At 46.5% G+C, this 16,053-nt stretch carries 12 protein-coding genes; 3 read left to right on the top strand and 9 right to left on the bottom strand.

The window, feature by feature from the left end:
* Nucleotides 1-7 precede the first annotated feature (7 nt).
* From ACL2XG_RS24815 to ACL2XG_RS24790, 6 genes are all read right to left on the bottom strand, one after another.
* Nucleotides 8-775: a glycosyltransferase family 4 protein gene (locus ACL2XG_RS24815; protein ID WP_413723570.1), complete on the bottom strand. Its 768-nt coding sequence runs from the start codon at nucleotides 773-775 to the stop codon at nucleotides 8-10.
* 424 nt (nucleotides 776-1,199) lie between these two features.
* Nucleotides 1,200-2,066 carry a glycosyltransferase gene (locus tag ACL2XG_RS24810; RefSeq protein WP_413723256.1) on the bottom strand — a complete coding sequence of 289 codons (867 nt, stop codon included), beginning with the start codon at nucleotides 2,064-2,066 and terminating at the stop codon, nucleotides 1,200-1,202.
* 197 nt (nucleotides 2,067-2,263) lie between these two features.
* The gene (locus ACL2XG_RS24805; RefSeq protein WP_413723569.1) at nucleotides 2,264-3,385 is read right to left on the bottom strand and encodes an O-antigen ligase family protein; all 1,122 of its coding nucleotides are present in this window, start codon (nucleotides 3,383-3,385) and stop codon (nucleotides 2,264-2,266) included.
* Between the two features lie 439 nt (nucleotides 3,386-3,824).
* Nucleotides 3,825-6,005, bottom strand: coding sequence for a polysaccharide biosynthesis tyrosine autokinase (locus ACL2XG_RS24800; protein WP_413723258.1), 2,181 nt, complete (start codon nucleotides 6,003-6,005; stop codon nucleotides 3,825-3,827).
* Between the two features lie 8 nt (nucleotides 6,006-6,013).
* Nucleotides 6,014-6,451 (bottom strand): protein tyrosine phosphatase, encoded by a 438-nt coding sequence (locus tag ACL2XG_RS24795; protein ID WP_410014350.1) that lies wholly within the window; start codon nucleotides 6,449-6,451, stop codon nucleotides 6,014-6,016.
* A 7-nt stretch (nucleotides 6,452-6,458) separates the two neighbouring features.
* On the bottom strand, nucleotides 6,459-7,595 hold the full coding sequence (locus ACL2XG_RS24790; RefSeq protein WP_410014349.1) for a polysaccharide export protein: 1,137 nt from the start codon (nucleotides 7,593-7,595) through the stop codon (nucleotides 6,459-6,461).
* 1,261 nt (nucleotides 7,596-8,856) lie between these two features.
* On the opposite strand from ACL2XG_RS24790, the gene ACL2XG_RS24785 reads away from it, so the two are divergent.
* A complete protein-coding gene (locus ACL2XG_RS24785; protein WP_410014348.1) occupies nucleotides 8,857-10,437 on the top strand; it encodes a TerC family protein in 1,581 nt (526 codons plus the stop codon).
* Between the two features lie 72 nt (nucleotides 10,438-10,509).
* Here the strand turns inward: ACL2XG_RS24785 and asmA are convergent, their stop codons facing one another.
* From asmA to udk, 3 genes are all read right to left on the bottom strand, one after another.
* Nucleotides 10,510-12,342, bottom strand: coding sequence for an outer membrane assembly protein AsmA (gene asmA, locus ACL2XG_RS24780; protein ID WP_413723259.1), 1,833 nt, complete (start codon nucleotides 12,340-12,342; stop codon nucleotides 10,510-10,512).
* A gap of 44 nt (nucleotides 12,343-12,386) precedes the next feature.
* Entirely contained in the window at nucleotides 12,387-12,968 is a 582-nt protein-coding gene (gene dcd, locus ACL2XG_RS24775) for a dCTP deaminase (protein WP_410014346.1), read from the bottom strand.
* Between the two features lie 76 nt (nucleotides 12,969-13,044).
* Nucleotides 13,045-13,686 (bottom strand): uridine kinase, encoded by a 642-nt coding sequence (gene udk, locus ACL2XG_RS24770; RefSeq protein ID WP_410014345.1) that lies wholly within the window; start codon nucleotides 13,684-13,686, stop codon nucleotides 13,045-13,047.
* A gap of 245 nt (nucleotides 13,687-13,931) precedes the next feature.
* On the opposite strand from udk, the gene ACL2XG_RS24765 reads away from it, so the two are divergent.
* Entirely contained in the window at nucleotides 13,932-14,594 is a 663-nt protein-coding gene (locus tag ACL2XG_RS24765; protein WP_413723260.1) for a phosphatase PAP2 family protein, read from the top strand.
* A gap of 389 nt (nucleotides 14,595-14,983) precedes the next feature.
* A complete protein-coding gene (locus ACL2XG_RS24760) occupies nucleotides 14,984-15,985 on the top strand; it encodes a sugar kinase (protein ID WP_413723261.1) in 1,002 nt (333 codons plus the stop codon).
* Nucleotides 15,986-16,053: the final 68 nt, after the last annotated feature.

Below are 16,053 nucleotides of genomic sequence, written 5' to 3'. Positions count from 1 at the left end.
GATCACCTCAAGTGGTATAAATTTCTTTTATTTTCTTTTTATATAATTCATGGCTAAATATTTTTTCTTCTAATATTTTATTTTGCTTTCTTCTCTTTATTGCCATATCAATTACATTTGGAAGAGAAGAACCATTTTCAAAGTCAAAAAAGAAAAAATATTTCGTTAATTCAGCCATTTCTTTTAATCCACCATAATTTGGTACTAAAACAGGTAAACCTTGTTTTGCGGCTTCGATAATGGAAATTGGTGCATTTTCAACCCAGAGTGATGGTAAGACGAATAGGTCATAGTCTCTTATCAGAACTGGCAGATGCTCTCTTGGAATAAATCCATGAGCTATTATTGTTAATTTTGTAGTATTTATCTCTCTATGAGTAATTTGTGATAAATCTTCTCCAACACCAAAAATATGTACTTCGTAATATTTATCAGTATTTTTTTCAAGTAAGGAAATAAATTTATTCAGCCCTTTTTCAGGCGTCACTCTTCCAATAAACACTATTTTTATGGGGTTATCAGAATCTCCTTTTTCATAAAACCTATATCCATCTGCAGTATTTCCGTTTTCCTCATTGATTTTATCCGCTAGATCAATTGGATTTCTGATAACAAGAATTTTTTGCTTAACTCCATATATTTCAAATACTTCCTTGAGAAAATAACTAGGCGAAACTATTACATCTATTACATTTTGCGCTAACAGTATTTTATAATTAACAAAATGCTGAATTTTTTTTAGAAATGAATGAAAAAAAGAACGTTCGTCAAACATATAAAAATACGATATGTTTTTTTCTTTATAAGAGAAATTTTTTCGTCCTGCTTTCGGTAAAGTATTGAAAGCCACTATTTGGACAAATCAAGTGATAATCATGTGCCGTGAAAATAACTTTAAATTTAATTGAGCATAACTTCGCGACTTTCATCGCTATTAATACACTCGGACTATTAAAAAGTGATAATAGTTATGTAGATGAATCACATCTGGTTTAAATTTCAATATATTATAAATTGTGATTAGAAAATATTTTAAGTGAGAAAATATAGGAAAATGGGTTGGTTTTACCAGTTTGAATAAACCACTTTATTTGTAAAATTTAATTGTTCAGATATTTTTATTGTATCCCTAAAAACGGATTCAGCCCCCCCCCCTTCATATTGGTCGGCAATATGTAATATTTTCAAAAACTCATATATCAGACTCCATTAACTTTGTATAAAATCCTTTTTACAAAAGGCATTTTCTTATTAATCTGATATTTTATATACAATGGTATGGCTGATGAGGAGTAGTGTCTTGCAAACTCAACAATACTTATATTTTCATTTCTGTTAATTTTATCTTGCAGATAGAGATTTGCAAGGTTCTCTTTATTAAGTATGCTAGAATGTTTATTAATAAACATTTCATATCCAATTTTAGCTTTAGGTGAATTAGATATTCTCCCTTCTTCATGATCAATGTTCATTTTATAATTAAGTTTATTAATTTTGTAACCATTACCGCATAATTGAGTCACTCTTACCCAAGCATCATAATCTTGCCAGGCCGGTAAGGATATATCAAAGCATCCGGCACGAACGAAATCTTCACGTTTAATAAATATTTGATTTCCAACAATATTTTTATTTAGAAGTTGAGGCAATGTAACTAATCCGGTCTTCATTGGCTTTTTTATTAGACCCTTCGTGGTATTCATTATAAAGCCTGAACATAGGTATGCGTATTGTCCGAGTTTTTTGGAGCCCAAAAAATCTTCTAATCGGCTGGGTAAAAACTCATCATCATCATCTAATCCGGTAATATATTCCCCATCGGCTATTTGAATCAAACGGTTTCTCGAGAAGCAAGCTCCTTTTGGTGTGGCATTACGAACAAACACAAAATTTTCAAACTTGTTCTTATATTTATTTACTACATCTTCATATGAAGAGGATGAGCCATCATCACAAACAAGGACTTGAAAATTTTTATAAGATTGTTGTACTAAGGAATTCAAAGCTCGGTCTAAAAATAACGGTCGGTTATGCGTAGGTATGTAAACACTTATGGTATTCCCCATTTTTTTTCCTTTAATTTATTGTATCTCAAGCTAATAAAACGAAAGAGAAACCTAATAGAAAATATTAATACTATTGTTCTAATATGAGCTTTATACGTTCACGCTCATTTAACTGTGGTCTGTTGCGGTAGTTCATATAACAGATGCCAAAATAGAGAAAGAAGGGCAACATTTGTGACGGCGTGGTAATACGATGCTCAGTAGCCGGCTGAAAAAATACAGGACCAAAATGCCAATGCTAGTGCAAGACCTGCAGAGGAATCATGAAGTTGTATTCGTTTTATTTCTTTATTCAATTGGTTGAAAAGATATATATATAAAACAAGACCCACAATTCCTAACTCAGCGAGTATCATCAAAAGAGAATTATGAGCATGACTTGCAGTATGTGCTATGATTGCATTCTCTTTTACAGACCAAACATGAGGAATGATATCCACATATTTATAGAACAAATCATCGAAACTACCGAACCCCATGCCAAACAGTGGAGAATGTAGGAAATTGTCAAATGCGCGAGGCCATAAAAAATAAAGTCTATCTATATAAGTACTTGCTCTAGCAAAGGCAACATTAACGTTAGCATCAGTGTTTGAACTCGCTGACATGACCTTACCCATTTGTAGCCAGTCCGGATAAGTAGTCATAACAATCCCTATCTGTAAAGCAACAAATAACACAAAAACAAAACTGCTTTTCTTGAATTTAATAAATGAATAGCCTATTGCAAACATTATAGCTAATATACTACCTCGCGAATTTGTCATCCATAAAAAAGCTAAAAAGACGACACTATATATTAAGTATTTTAACTTTCTTTCCTTTAAAAAAAATCCTACAGCTATTGAAGCAACTACAGAATAAAAGCCACCTGCAGCATTATGAGATTCGAAAAAAAAGTGGCGAACGGATGCATCACCTCCAGCTTCCGGCGGTACTACAACAGCCCCGATTGCTGATATTACAATAAAAAAAGGAAATGTGAGATTAATTAATTTTTTGATATCAAAAATTATTTTTACTGGCGTAAAGATAAAAATGAATAAGACTAAATAGCTTATTATAAAGTTTCCATCCCTTCTATAAAAATCGAACTCCATAAATGATTCAGGGTTGTAACATAATGTTGAAATAATAACATAGCTAAATAATGCAATAATGCTTACTTCTATTTTTTTTAAGTTTGTACCTTCATTACGATAACATAGGCCAAGAAAAGCCAGCGGGAAAGTTAAAATAATCGCAGTGCTAACTGGCACATAGTTTGTTACGCAAAAGCTAAAAGAAAGCAATACGATGATCTTAAAAAATGTTTTCACATTATTACCTTTGTTGTTATGAAGATACATTTTATTTATATTATAGTTTCTTTTCATATACTGCATGCATACCACATACAACATTTACATTCACTTGAAAATTTGCCAATTTACTTTCGTTGCAATCTATATAAACACAGAAGCAAGCAAATAAACTCAATTGAACCAGCAGCTTGTTTGAAAGTAGACATTATAAATGGAAAGATTATAATGCATGCATCCCAAACTAAATCTTAACCCTATCCTAAATTAGACTTCAACTGGTTCTGCCACAATATTTTGCACCATACATTACCATTCGTGTCAAATAAGCCGCTTATCGGATGAGATGAACATTATCTATTAGCCTGATTTTATTTATCAGGCTATGCAGGTTTTCTTCAATGCTTTTCTTTATTACAGAAAAATGCGATAATCACATTCTTTAGCTGGGTTGGATTCATTTTTTATCCTTAGAACCATAATCATATTGATAGTATCCATATCCATCTCCCGCATAATGATTGGAAGCACGACGAACTATTGCGTTTAGTATTACGCCTTTGATATCTATTCCATTATTTTCAAATCGACGAATGCTTGTTTCCACTTGCTTTATAGTATTTTCTTCAAACCTTGTTACCAACAAAGACGTCCCACACAAGCCACCAATTATCGCGGCATCTGTCACAGCGAGTATCGGAGGGGTATCAATGATGACTATATCGTAATTTTCATTGGCCCATTCGAGAAAATCTGAGAATTGCTTTCGCATTAATAATTCAGATGGATTGGGAGGTATTTGCCCACGCCCTATAAAATCAAGATTTTCAACTTCATCAATTTTCTCGAGCATATTTTCTGGATTTTCACGTCCTAAAAGAATACTTGATAAGCCTTTATTAGCGCTTGTTTTTTCTGCATGGTTTTTAAGAACCTCATGCAAATATCCTTTTCGTAAATCGCCATCAATTAACAAAACTTTTTGCCCGGCTTGGGCCAAAACAATGGCAAGGTTTCCACAGATGAAGGATTTACCTATACTGGGGCTAACACCTGTAATCATAAGTATTTTATTTTTTGCTTCGATCATAGCAAAATTCAAACTTGTGCGCAGACTACGGATGGATTCCAGAGCTATATCTGTTGGATTGCCTAGTGCAAGTATATTTTGGGAAATCGAATCCTTGCCTCTAAGTTTCGAATTTCTGTCATGCTCGAGCTGCCAGTTAGATATTGGAATGGTTGCATACACATTTATTCCATTCGATTCTAATTCTTCTGGACCATTAATCCCTTTATGCAAAGCCTTATGAAGTAAGGTTGATGCAATTGCTATGACTAATCCAGCAAAAAATCCTAATAATAAAATCAAGGCCTTTTTAGGTGCTATTGGCGAAAGGCGAGTTAGGGCATTGTCAATTATCCTCACATTACCAACAGTGCTTGCCTTGGCAATATCCAATTGTTGCTGTCGATTCAATAGTTGCATATAAACTTCTTGGCCAACTTTAACTTCCCTCGTTAGCCTTAAAATTTGTTGCTGGGTATCCGGTAAACCGCTGACTCTTTTGGTTAATGCTGCTTTTTCTTGCTCTAAAACTTTTCTTTTCTCTAATAGTGCTTTATAAGAAGGATGATCTTTAGTATATAACTTTGAGATATCACTTTCTTTAAAGGTCAATTCATTCAATTGCGCGTCAAGTTGTACAATTGTATCTAATAATGATTTAGCTTCTAACGATAAATCAACAGAATTATTTTTGCTTCGGAAATTATTTAGAGTATCTTCGGATTGGTTTAAAGTACTTTGAACAGTCGGTAATTGTTGCTTGATAAAGTCTAAACTTTTCCCCGCTTCTTCTGTTTTACGATTTACGTTCTGAATTAAATAGTTTTCAGAAATATTTTCTAAAATAGTGCTAGCTTTGTACGGATCGGCATCATCATAAGTTAGGCTCAATATGCCGGTATCTTTTCCTTTATCTGCAACGTCAAATGATGATAAAATCAGATTGTAAGCAGCTAAAAAAGGTATTTTGGTTAATGTAAATTCAGCACCAGGTTTTGCATTGATGTTTGCAACTCTGATTGTAATACCATTATTATTATATGTTTCACCTTTGGAGCCCTGTAGTAAAACTTTATTATCATCTGTGAGTATTTCAAACTTTGTTTCATCAATGATTTTTAAATTATATGGAATATTAACCATTTTATCGGGCACAGAAAACAAAGATATGCTTACAGTTTCATCATTATTTTTAGTAAGCCTAGCCAATGCTTCGCCTATTATAGGAAGATATTTTCGTGTAACTATTGTATCGAAATTCAGTTCGGTGACAGTTTTACCAATGACCATCCTAGATTTGATTAATTCAATTTCGGTACTTGACGCTGGTTCGGTTGCAGGATTTAAGCTTTCTAAAACAGCGCTTTGCGGAGTTTTCTCGACCTGAATTAATGAATCAGCCCTATAGATAGGAGTAGCAAGAATAGCATATATTATCGCCAGCACTGTGAAAATCAGTGTTATTGATAAGATTATCCATTTATTGTCAATTAGAGTACCAAATATGCGACCGATATCGATCTCATCATTGTTATCCTGCTGGAACGGAAGTTTATTTTTATTAATCATTGCAGCCCTTAATTCGCAATTAAATGTTGAGCCCATTTTTGAGCTGAACTATCGAGCAATTGATATACAGATCGAAATACTGCTTCACTCATTCTATATGGATCCGGTATATCTCTTTTTCCAATCCAATGTCCATACAGCATTATTTTCCCTCTCACTTCAGGAGCTATGCTGCAGACGGCATGATAGTGATTCTTTTCCATTACCAGTATCAGATCATGCCCCCTACACATCGATGGCGTTAGTTGTCTAGCATGATGCCCCGACAAGCATAATCCATTCTCGCTAGCAATAATTTCAGCTGTCTTGTCCGCCGAGTGCCCAACTAACGCCTGGATTCCAGCGGATGTTACCTTTTTTGATGTCGTATATTTTTTCAAAAGTTGTTCACCAGTAGGTGAACGACAAATATTGCCTACACATACAACAAGGATATTATCAAACATTTATCCGTCACCAAGCCCCTGAATTGTGGGCACCATCAGATACTGAACGCACGCCACTAATCGTAGGTACTAATTGTCCAATAACACGATTCCAGCGTGTTATTGGTGCTGTGGTCACATATACCATATCGTAGGGCTGAAGCTTGAATTCAGTACTAAGAATCAACGAGGTTGCATCTGAGAGATCTAGCTGATAAACATTCGCAAGTTTTGAGCCAGGTACTTTGTTTGCAATCGGCCTGATTACAAAAATACCTGTTGCATTTGAAGTCACTTGATTAATGCCTTCCGCGTTCCCTAAAGCTTCCGTCAACGTCATACCACTACGATCCATTTTCAAAGTGGATTGGCGGACAACTTCTCCCATCACAAAAACTTTCAGGTCATCATTTCGCGGCACAAAAAGGATATCGCCTGGATAAAGTAAATGATTTTGCTGCAAATCTCCGTTTTGCATCAATGCTTGTAGTGAAATGATCTGTTCTTTATTATTGTGTGTTAGGACGACATTTCTCCAATCGGCATCTGCTGAGAGTCCCCCTGCTTTATTGATAGCATCAAGAATGGTTAAAGGGACATTTGTGATTGCTTGCTCACCTGATTTCGCCACCTCACCAGTTACATATGCTTTTTGAGAACGGAAGGTCGCTATGCTTACATCTACCTGAGGACTTTCAATAAATTGTGCCAGCCGGTTTGACATTTCAGTTCTCACATCCGTAACTGTGCGACCTAGTACATTCACTTTTCCGATGTACGGATAGAAAATAGTTCCATCTGAGTGTACCCAATTACCCGAATCCCCGGCACTCCGAAATGTTCCTGATGGTGTTGTTAATTCTGGATGATCCCATACAGTCACAGATAGTACGTCTCCAATACCAATTTTGTACTCATAGTCTTGTAATTCACGATCTAGCAGACTATTGCTTTGGGCTATATGTGGCTTAGAGCGCATTTGTTCGATTAATGAAGGCGAAATTGCAAACACGTTAACATATTGACCGATATCAAAATTAGCATCATCCGCTTTAATCACCGTCTTGCCCCTGGTAGACATATTTGAACCGGGAACTACAGTGCATCCGCTAAGCACGCTGAGAGATACCAAAAGCGGCATCAACTTAAGTTTTGTTTTCATCATTGAGTTATCATCACTATCGCTGTTGCTCGGGTAAAAAGCGTGTCCATGTGTGGTAGCGCCTTACGCAAGTGTGTTAATGCCAAAAAAGCCCCAAAAGTTAGCGCTGTTCATCATTTTACTTCCCATGCCCTGCCTGTTCACCATCACGGTCTCACTGTGCAATGCACATCACTCAAGTCGCGTTATCACTAATTGACCAAAAATAGCAGATAAATTCAACTATAAACCTGATCATTCTGCACATATTTGATCAAGTATTCATTTATGCAAAGGTTCATCATCGCCTTACACCATGTTCAGCATAGAGAATAGCCGCTTCTATTGAGGAATGCTGGATTTGTCAGCAAAAATCAGCAGAATTTCTGCTTAGTAACAAATTTATTTATCACTAAAGCTTTTACCCCGTTGGCCGATACAGATGAGCATCTCATTCCAGTCAGAGAATAGGTCATTTTTTAGCCAATATTGAGACTTTATGTACTACCGTAAAACCGAAGCCATAACACATTGCCAATCGACGGCATTGTCATGACACGCACGTTTATCGGTTGACTGATCAGATCACAGTTTGATTACCGGTCCGTTTGAGGCTGGGGGATATACTTGTGCCTTGGTTACGTAAAAACACGCTACCGCCCTTGGCTTGTAGCTACCAATGCACTGGTGGTCTTTTTTATCGGGTTCCGGTCGTTTTTAGGTCAAAATCTGCAGTGGTTCACGTATCTTTGTGCGCGGTCAGTCACAAAACCGCACTTTCCATGCCTATCTTTTGACCAAAAACAATATAATTGGCACAACATATGCCTCATCATTGTTATACTAATTATTAATTATCTCTTTACAAGGTTTCGATGACCCCTGCGCCACGTTTTAGGAATAAGACTACCCTCAGGTTTGTTGCGCCAAGACGACAATTGCCTATAATTTCACCACTTCCGCAGTTTATGCTTGCGATCTGCTTGAGAAATAACAATTTCTTATCCAGCATACTCTTTAAGCGAAGCGCATCCATTTAGCAGCTCATTAACATTAATAAAGCAACTCGATAATAACCAGTTTGAGTTAGTTCAACCTGCAAGTCAGTGATAGGCGCTGCATATTAATTAATGATGCTAATGTTTTGTTCATATATCATTTTTACCCCTTTATAGCTCCATCACCCCTCTGCTATCGCCGCTGGATGTAATGATCGGTTGAGTTTTGCCGCGTTACCTCCCATCATTCCCCTGAAACAGTCATTGATATAGGTAAAGTAACGATTATGGAATGGATCGCCGATCCGACGATTTGGGCAGGCCTGGCGACGCTTATCGTGCTGGAGCTGGTGTTGGGCATCGACAATCTGGTGTTTATCGCCATCCTGGCGGAGAAGCTGCCGCCGAGCCTGCGGGATCGGGCGAGGATAGTGGGCCTGGCGTTTGCCCTGCTGATGCGTTTGGTGCTGCTGGCGTCGATGTCCTGGCTGGTGTCGTTGACCGCACCGCTGTTTAGCGTCTCCGGACACCCCTTTAGCGCCCGCGACCTTATTATGCTGGCCGGTGGTGTGTTTTTGATCTTTAAAGCCACCATGGAGCTTAACGAGCGTCTGGAAGGCAAGGATGAAGAGACGCAGACACAGCGCAAGGGCGCGCGCTTTTGGCCGGTCGTCACGCAAATCGTGATCCTGGATGCGGTGTTCTCCATAGATTCGGTGATTACCGCGGTGGGCATGGTGGATCAGCTGGCGGTGATGATGGCGGCGGTGGCGGTGGCCATTGGCGTGATGATGCTGGCCAGCAAGACGCTGACCCGTTTTATCAACGCCCATCCCACCATTGTGATCCTGTGTTTAAGTTTTCTGCTGATGATTGGTTTTAGCCTGGTGGCGGATGGCTTTGGTTATCATATTCCCAAAGGCTATCTGTACGCCGCCATCGGCTTCTCGGTGGCCATAGAGGCGTTGAACCAGCTAGCGCAGTTCAACCGGCGGCGGTTTTTATCCTCCAGCGTGCCGTTGCGCCAGCGTACCGCCGAGGCGGTGCTGCGCATGCTGAACGGCAAACACGAAGAAGCGCAGCTGGACGCGCAGACATCCTCCCTGATTGCCGACAGTGACGGCGAGGGTCAGGAGGTGTTTAACGAACAGGAGCGGCGCATGATTGAGCGGGTGTTGGGCATGGCCCAGCGCACCGTGAGCAGCGTGATGACCTCGCGTCATGATATCGAGCATATCGATTTGCGCGATCCGCCCGAGGTGATAATCCCGCTGCTGGAAAATAACCAGCATACGCGGCTGGTGATTACCGAGGACAGCGCGTCCAATGAGCCGTTGGGCGTGGTGCACGTTATCGACCTGCTAACCCAGCAGTTGCGCAATGAGCCGCTGAATCTGCGCGCGCTGATCCGCCAGCCGCTGGTGTTTCCCGAACAGCTCTCGCTGCTGCTGGCGCTGGAGCAGTTTCGCGAGGCGCATACCCATTTTGCGTTTATCGTCGATGAGTTCGGGTCGGTGGAAGGTATTATCACCCTGAGCGATGTGATGGAGACCATTGCCGGTAACCTGCCGCTGGAAAACGAAGAGATCGACCCGCGTCATGATATCGTGCAGCATGATGACGGCACCCTGACGGTGAATGGGTACCTGCCGCTGGAGGATTTGGTCGGCTATATCGGTATTCCGCTGGAAGAGCGGCGGGAATACCATACCCTGGCGGGATTACTGATGGAGCATACACAGGCGATCCCCAAGGAAGGCGATACCTTGAGTATTGATAATTATCTGTTTGAGATTCTGGAAGTAGAGAGCCACCGGATATTAAAGGTACGCATCACCCCCGAAACCTTACCTGAATACGAAGTCTGAGAATACGCGGCGGCGCGGGGGCTTAGCCATGACAAGCCTTAGGCCCCCGCGTTCCGTTAGTCCCCTGCCCCGTTACAGCTTATCCAGCAGTTTTTGCACGTTTTTGTTCTGCGGGTGATCCTGGTTTTTCTGCGCCCAGGCGTCCAGGCGTTTCTTTAGCTCGTCCTGCAAGCGGTCTCGCAGCAACTGGTCGACGTGCAGCTGATAGCTGAGGCTGTCCCAGGGGCCGTAGACGCGCAGCGGGATGGCGGTATTGACCAGCGCCTCGGTCAGCTGCGGCTCGCCTTGCCAGCCCTTGCGCACCCGGATATTGAGGTTCACGTCGCACTGCCTGCCGGGCAGGTCGAGCACGCCGGTGCCAGCCAGCGACATCAGGTCCGAGTCTCCCGCCAGATTGTTCAGCCGCAGATTGCCCCGCTCGAGCGTGGCGTCGGCGGTAAGCTGTTTTACCGCTGAGTAGGTCTCGTTGCGCTCTTGCGCCGTGACATTATTATTGGTGCGCTCGACGGCCCGTTGAATCAGCTGTTGGATATTCAATCCTTCCAGGCGGGCATCATCGAGCTGCATCCGGCCTTTGCCGCTCCAGTTTTCGGCAAAATCCCGGAAACTGAAGGTCTGCCCGGTCAATTGCCCGTCCACGGATAGCCGGCCGGTCAGGGTCTGCGGCAGGGCAAATGCCTGCAGCAGCGGTCCCAGCGCCACCTGTTTTAAGCTTGGGTTTAATTCAAAACGGGGCCTGGCGCCGGTGGTATCCACCGTGCCCGGCAGGCTGAATTCGCCGTCGCCCAGTTTTCCGCCCAGGGTATTGATCGACAGATGGCCGCGGCGGTTATCCGCCTGGGTTTTAAAGCCGGTGATATTGAGCCCGTGGTAGATAACCTGATCCGCCGTGAGGTTAAGCTGGCCGTTGAAATCATTCAATACCGCCAGCGGCTGTTCCTCTTTACCGATGGCGGCGATGACCGGCTTGGCGCTGTGGCGATGGCTTTGCGTGTCATTGCCGCCGCCGGCGTTGATGCCCAGCAGCGTGTCCAGGTTCAGGCGCTTGGCGGTGAGGTCGAGTTGATAAACCGGCGCGTCGCCCAGTTTGGCGCTGGCCTGGCCCGCCAGCTCGCTGTCGTTGGCGCTGAAGGACATGTTGCTTAATTCGACGGTCTGGTTGGTGGCGGAATAGTCGGCGCTGAATTTACCCTGCCCTTTGATGCCCTCGGCCGGTAACCCCTGGCCGTGGAGTTCATAGTTAAAACGGTCAAGGCTGGCGGCCAGCTGGCGTGGGTAATGGCTCAGGTCAGCTTTGCCGCTGAGGGAGACCGCCACGTCGCGCTGATCGCGGTTAATGCGGCTGGAGAAGGTGATATTGGCCAGCCGCGCCGCCGTTTGCTCCACATCCAGGTTGAAATCGCGCAGGTTGATTTGTTCGTTCGGCTCCCGTTGCCAGACAAGCAGGCTGTCGGTCACCTTTAAACTGGCGATATCGTAGGACCATCCTGAGTGCGGCGCCAGGTCGGGCGTGCCGGCGGGCGCAATGGGCGCATTTTCCGGCCGGCGGGCTTCGCTGTCGGGCGTGATGGTAATGACGGCCCCCTTCAGCAGCACCTGTTTTACCGAGAGCTGGTGGGACAGCAGCGGCCAGAGCTGGACATCAAGGCGCATATTTTCGGCGCTGACCACCGGCACGGCGGCGCCGGGCGCGGTGAGCGTCATGCGTCCGGCCAGGATGCTGAGCTGCGGCCAGACGTGCCAGCGCAGATCGCCGTCCAGGCGCAGCCGGTAGCCGCTGCGCTGCTCAACCTTGGTGACCATATAATTACGAAAGTCATTGGGATTGATCAGCAACACCAGCGCAGTCGTGCCTGCCACCAAAACCGCCAGCAAAATAACCAGCGTCGTCAGAAATCGTCTCATGCCATCCTCAAAAAAGTCTGCGCCATACAGTTCGTCTGACGGAATTAATCCTCATCAATCCGGCTGGCCACCGCGCCCTGTTGGTTGCGGTACTTCGCATCCTCGCGGCGATTATACGGCCGCGCGGCATGGCCGCTCAGCGGCTCGAAACTCAGCGCGCCGATAAGCATGCCCGGACGCAGCGCCAGCGGCAGCTTACCTGAATTATAGAACTCCAGCACGATCCTACCCTGCCAGCCGGGATCGATGCGGTGCGCGGTCACATGCACCATCAGCCCGAGGCGCGCCAGGGACGAGCGGCCGTCCAGCCAGCCGACCAGGTTATCCGGCAGGGTGACTGATTCAAGGGTGACCGCCAGCGCCAGTTCGGCGGGATGCAAAAAGAAGGCGCCGCCTTCCGGCAACACGATTTCATCGCTCATGACGCGATCGAGCGCGGCCGAGACTTCTTCCTTAGGGCCGCTGAGGTCGATAAAGGCCGCGGTATGGCCCTGGAACACCCGGAATTGATTGCCCAGGCGCACATCGACCGTGGCGCCGTTAATCCGTTCCACCGGCGGACGCGGGCTGATATCCAGCCTGCCGTCGTCCAGCCAAGCTTCAATATCGCTGTCGCACAGTCTCATCGTTATTTCTCCATAAGCGTTCTGGGGGTCGTAGCGCCGGCGGCGCCGTGAACCCTACCCGCCTGCGTTAGGGGGATTATTCAAAAAACTGACTGATTTTTGCCTTCAGGATATCGATGGCAATACGGTTCTTTCCCCCGCGGGGTACAATAATATCGGCGTATTGCTTGGAAGGCTCGATAAACTGCAGGAACATCGGGCGTACCGTTTTCTGATATTGCTCCATCACCGAATCCATGGCGCGGCCCCGTTCGTTGACGTCGCGCTTCATGCGCCGCAACAGGCATATATCCAGCGGCGTATCGACGAAAATCGAAAAATTCATTTCCGTGCGCAGCCGCAGGTCGGTCAGCAGCAGTATGCCTTCCAGGATAATCACCTTCTTGGGACGCAGATGGATGGTCTCAGGCCGGCGGGTGTGCTCGACATAGCTGTAGACCGGCATTTCGATAGCCTGGCCCGCCTTGAGCATCTGCAGATGCTGGAACAGCAGGCTGTGATCCATGGCGCTGGGATGATCATAATTGGTCTTGACCCGCTCGCTCATGGTCAGGTGGCTTTGATCCTGATAATAGCTGTCTTCTGGGATAATGCCGATATGTTCGTCGCCGACCTGCTCACAAAGTTCCTGGTACAACGTGCTGGCTATCAGGCTTTTCCCGGAGGCGGAGGCGCCGGCGATGCCGATAATGACGCACTGGTGAGGCTTGTCAGTCATACAATAAATGGCCTGGTGTTATAAAGATGAAGGGCTGCGCCGGGGCGCATTTGACGCGGCAATTATAGAGTGCGGGAGAAACGGATGCCAGCAATAGCGTTTATCTGACGTGGCTTTACGCGGTTTAGACCGATGATTACCGCGATTTATGTCACACTTTTAAGATAATTCATGCTGGAGAGGGGCCGGAAGTTTGCGTAAGGTATATACAGCGGCATTTTTAATCTACTTTCGAGCGGTATTGGATGAATTGGCATTGGTTGACGTTTTTTGGCGATAGCATGCTGTTGCTGCCCTGCGCGGTTATTATCGTTATGTTGCTGCTGTGGAAAGCCGATACCCGGCGCACCAGCCTGCAGTGGCTGCTGCTGTTCGCTACCGCGGGCGCCGTGGTCGTGATATCGAAACTGGCTTTTATGGGCTGGGGCGTCGGCAGCAGAATGTATGATTTTACCGGTTTCAGCGGCCATTCGGCGCTCTCCGCCAGTATCTGGCCGGTGATGATCTGGATTTTGACCAGCCGCGCCTCCCGCGGCTGGCGGCTGGCGGCGGTGTGTTTCGGTTATCTGCTGGCGCTGGCCGTGGGATTTTCCCGCGTGATTATTCATGCCCATTCGGTTTCCGAGGTGATCGCCGGGCTGGCGCTGGGTTTTACCATCAGTACCTCGTTCCTGCTGATGCAGTATTCCCGCCGGACCGCTATCCGCCCCCTCTCCTACGGGCAACTGAGCGCGGTTCTGCTGCTGCCGCTGCTGCTGGTCGTCCAGGGGAAAAAAGCGCCGACCCAGGGATTGCTGGAGCAGATAGCCTTGACGGTGGCGCCCATCGAGCGGGTGTATACGCGCGCGGATTTGCACGGCAAGGGGCGGCTGGCGTTGCCGGATACCGTGCAGATCACCCCGCAGTAAGCCATTTATCCGCTATGAAGCCCATGGCCGCATCGCCCTGGGCGGCCTGTTGCAATGCCGTTTATTCCACGTGTTCTCAGCATGAAATGCGGCTTTCATGCCACCTCGCCCGCCGGCGCTGCAGCGGCGGCAGGGTATTTCACGTTCCCTTCTGGGGTATCGGCGCGCCGTTTCATTCTTCTTCCCTGTTTATGCCTGTTCGCATCCCAGGAATTCCCCGCCGGTAATTAAATCGTGATCTGCTTCAAATTTTTATCATGAGGTGATAGATCGCCGATGGAACCGGTTCCATACTCTTCTCAGCGTATTTGCCGCGCCGGCTGCCAGGTTAGCCCTGTCCGCGCCCGCCCGGATGCCACCCTGTATTGATGTCTTGAGGAGTATCTTTTATGTCCAGCAACCCTATCCCTACTGACTACGACCAGACCCTGGACGTGGTGACCTTCGGCGAAGCGATGGCCATGTTTGTCGCCACCGCCGGCGGTGAATTGCACACGGTGAGCCAATATGTCCGCCGCGCGGCCGGCGCCGAACTGAATGTCGCTATCGGCCTGGCGCGCCTGGGGCTGAAATCCGGCTGGGTGAGCCGTCTGGGCAACGATTCTTTCGGACGTTTTATTCTGGATACTCTTGATGCGGAGCAGGTGGACCGCCGTGCGGTCACCCTGGATGCGGCCTACCCTACCGGCTTTCAGCTGAAATCCAAAGCGGAGGATGGAACCGATCCCACCGTTGAGTACTTCCGTAAGGGCTCGGCCGCCAGCCGGCTCTCCACGGCGGATTTTGATGAGCAATACTTCGGCGGCGCCCGGCATCTGCATCTCAGCGGCGTGGCGGCGGCGCTGTCGCCGGAATCTTATCAGCTGGCCGCCCATGCGGCGCAGTGGATGAGGCAGCGCGGCAAGACTATCTCCTTTGACCCCAACCTGCGCCCGGTGTTATGGCGCTCGCGGGAAGAGATGGTATCCCGCCTGAATGCGCTGGCGTTCAGCGCGGATTATGTGCTGCCGGGAATTAAGGAAGGCCTGATTCTGACCGGCCACGAAAGTCCTGAGGCGATTGCGGATTTTTACCTGGCGCACGGTGTGCGGGCGGTGGTGATCAAGACCGGCGCGGACGGCGCGTATTATAAAACCGACGCCGGTGCTGAGGGCGTGGTGCCAGCGGTGCGGGTGGTTAACGTGGTGGATACCGTGGGCGCCGGCGACGGTTTTGCGGTGGGCGTGGTTAGCGCCCTGCTGGAGGGGCTGACGCTTGATAAGGCGATTGTGCGCGGCAACCATATCGGCGCGCTGGCCATCCAGGTTATCGGCGACAGCGAAGGATTGCCGGATCGCCGGCAGCTGGCGCGGGCCATGGCAGATAGTACCGCCGGCGCACTGACGGCGTAAAGGACGTCACCAGACCGCGCGACACGCCGTGCGGCTGCCGGAGGGCACCCTGCGGGTCAAACCGGCCC

Origin of the sequence: Sodalis sp. RH24 (assembly GCF_047324145.1) — a bacterium.
Taxonomy (GTDB): Bacteria; Pseudomonadota; Gammaproteobacteria; order Enterobacterales; family Enterobacteriaceae; genus Acerihabitans.
Note: the sequence above shows the minus strand (reverse complement) of the source record. Positions and strands in the feature narration are given on the sequence as shown.

Coding starts and splice junctions, on each gene's coding strand:
- asmA (WP_413723259.1), bottom strand. CDS start 12,342: ATGAGACGATTTCTGACGACGCTGGTTATTTTGCTGGCGGTTTTGGTG.
- ACL2XG_RS24810 (WP_413723256.1), bottom strand. CDS start 2,066: ATGGGGAATACCATAAGTGTTTACATACCTACGCATAACCGACCGTTA.
- ACL2XG_RS24785 (WP_410014348.1), top strand. CDS start 8,857: ATGGAATGGATCGCCGATCCGACGATTTGGGCAGGCCTGGCGACGCTT.
- dcd (WP_410014346.1), bottom strand. CDS start 12,968: ATGAGACTGTGCGACAGCGATATTGAAGCTTGGCTGGACGACGGCAGG.
- ACL2XG_RS24760 (WP_413723261.1), top strand. CDS start 14,984: ATGTCCAGCAACCCTATCCCTACTGACTACGACCAGACCCTGGACGTG.
- ACL2XG_RS24790 (WP_410014349.1), bottom strand. CDS start 7,595: ATGATGAAAACAAAACTTAAGTTGATGCCGCTTTTGGTATCTCTCAGC.
- ACL2XG_RS24795 (WP_410014350.1), bottom strand. CDS start 6,451: ATGTTTGATAATATCCTTGTTGTATGTGTAGGCAATATTTGTCGTTCA.
- udk (WP_410014345.1), bottom strand. CDS start 13,686: ATGACTGACAAGCCTCACCAGTGCGTCATTATCGGCATCGCCGGCGCC.
- ACL2XG_RS24765 (WP_413723260.1), top strand. CDS start 13,932: ATGAATTGGCATTGGTTGACGTTTTTTGGCGATAGCATGCTGTTGCTG.
- ACL2XG_RS24800 (WP_413723258.1), bottom strand. CDS start 6,005: ATGATTAATAAAAATAAACTTCCGTTCCAGCAGGATAACAATGATGAG.
- ACL2XG_RS24815 (WP_413723570.1), bottom strand. CDS start 775: ATGTTTGACGAACGTTCTTTTTTTCATTCATTTCTAAAAAAAATTCAG.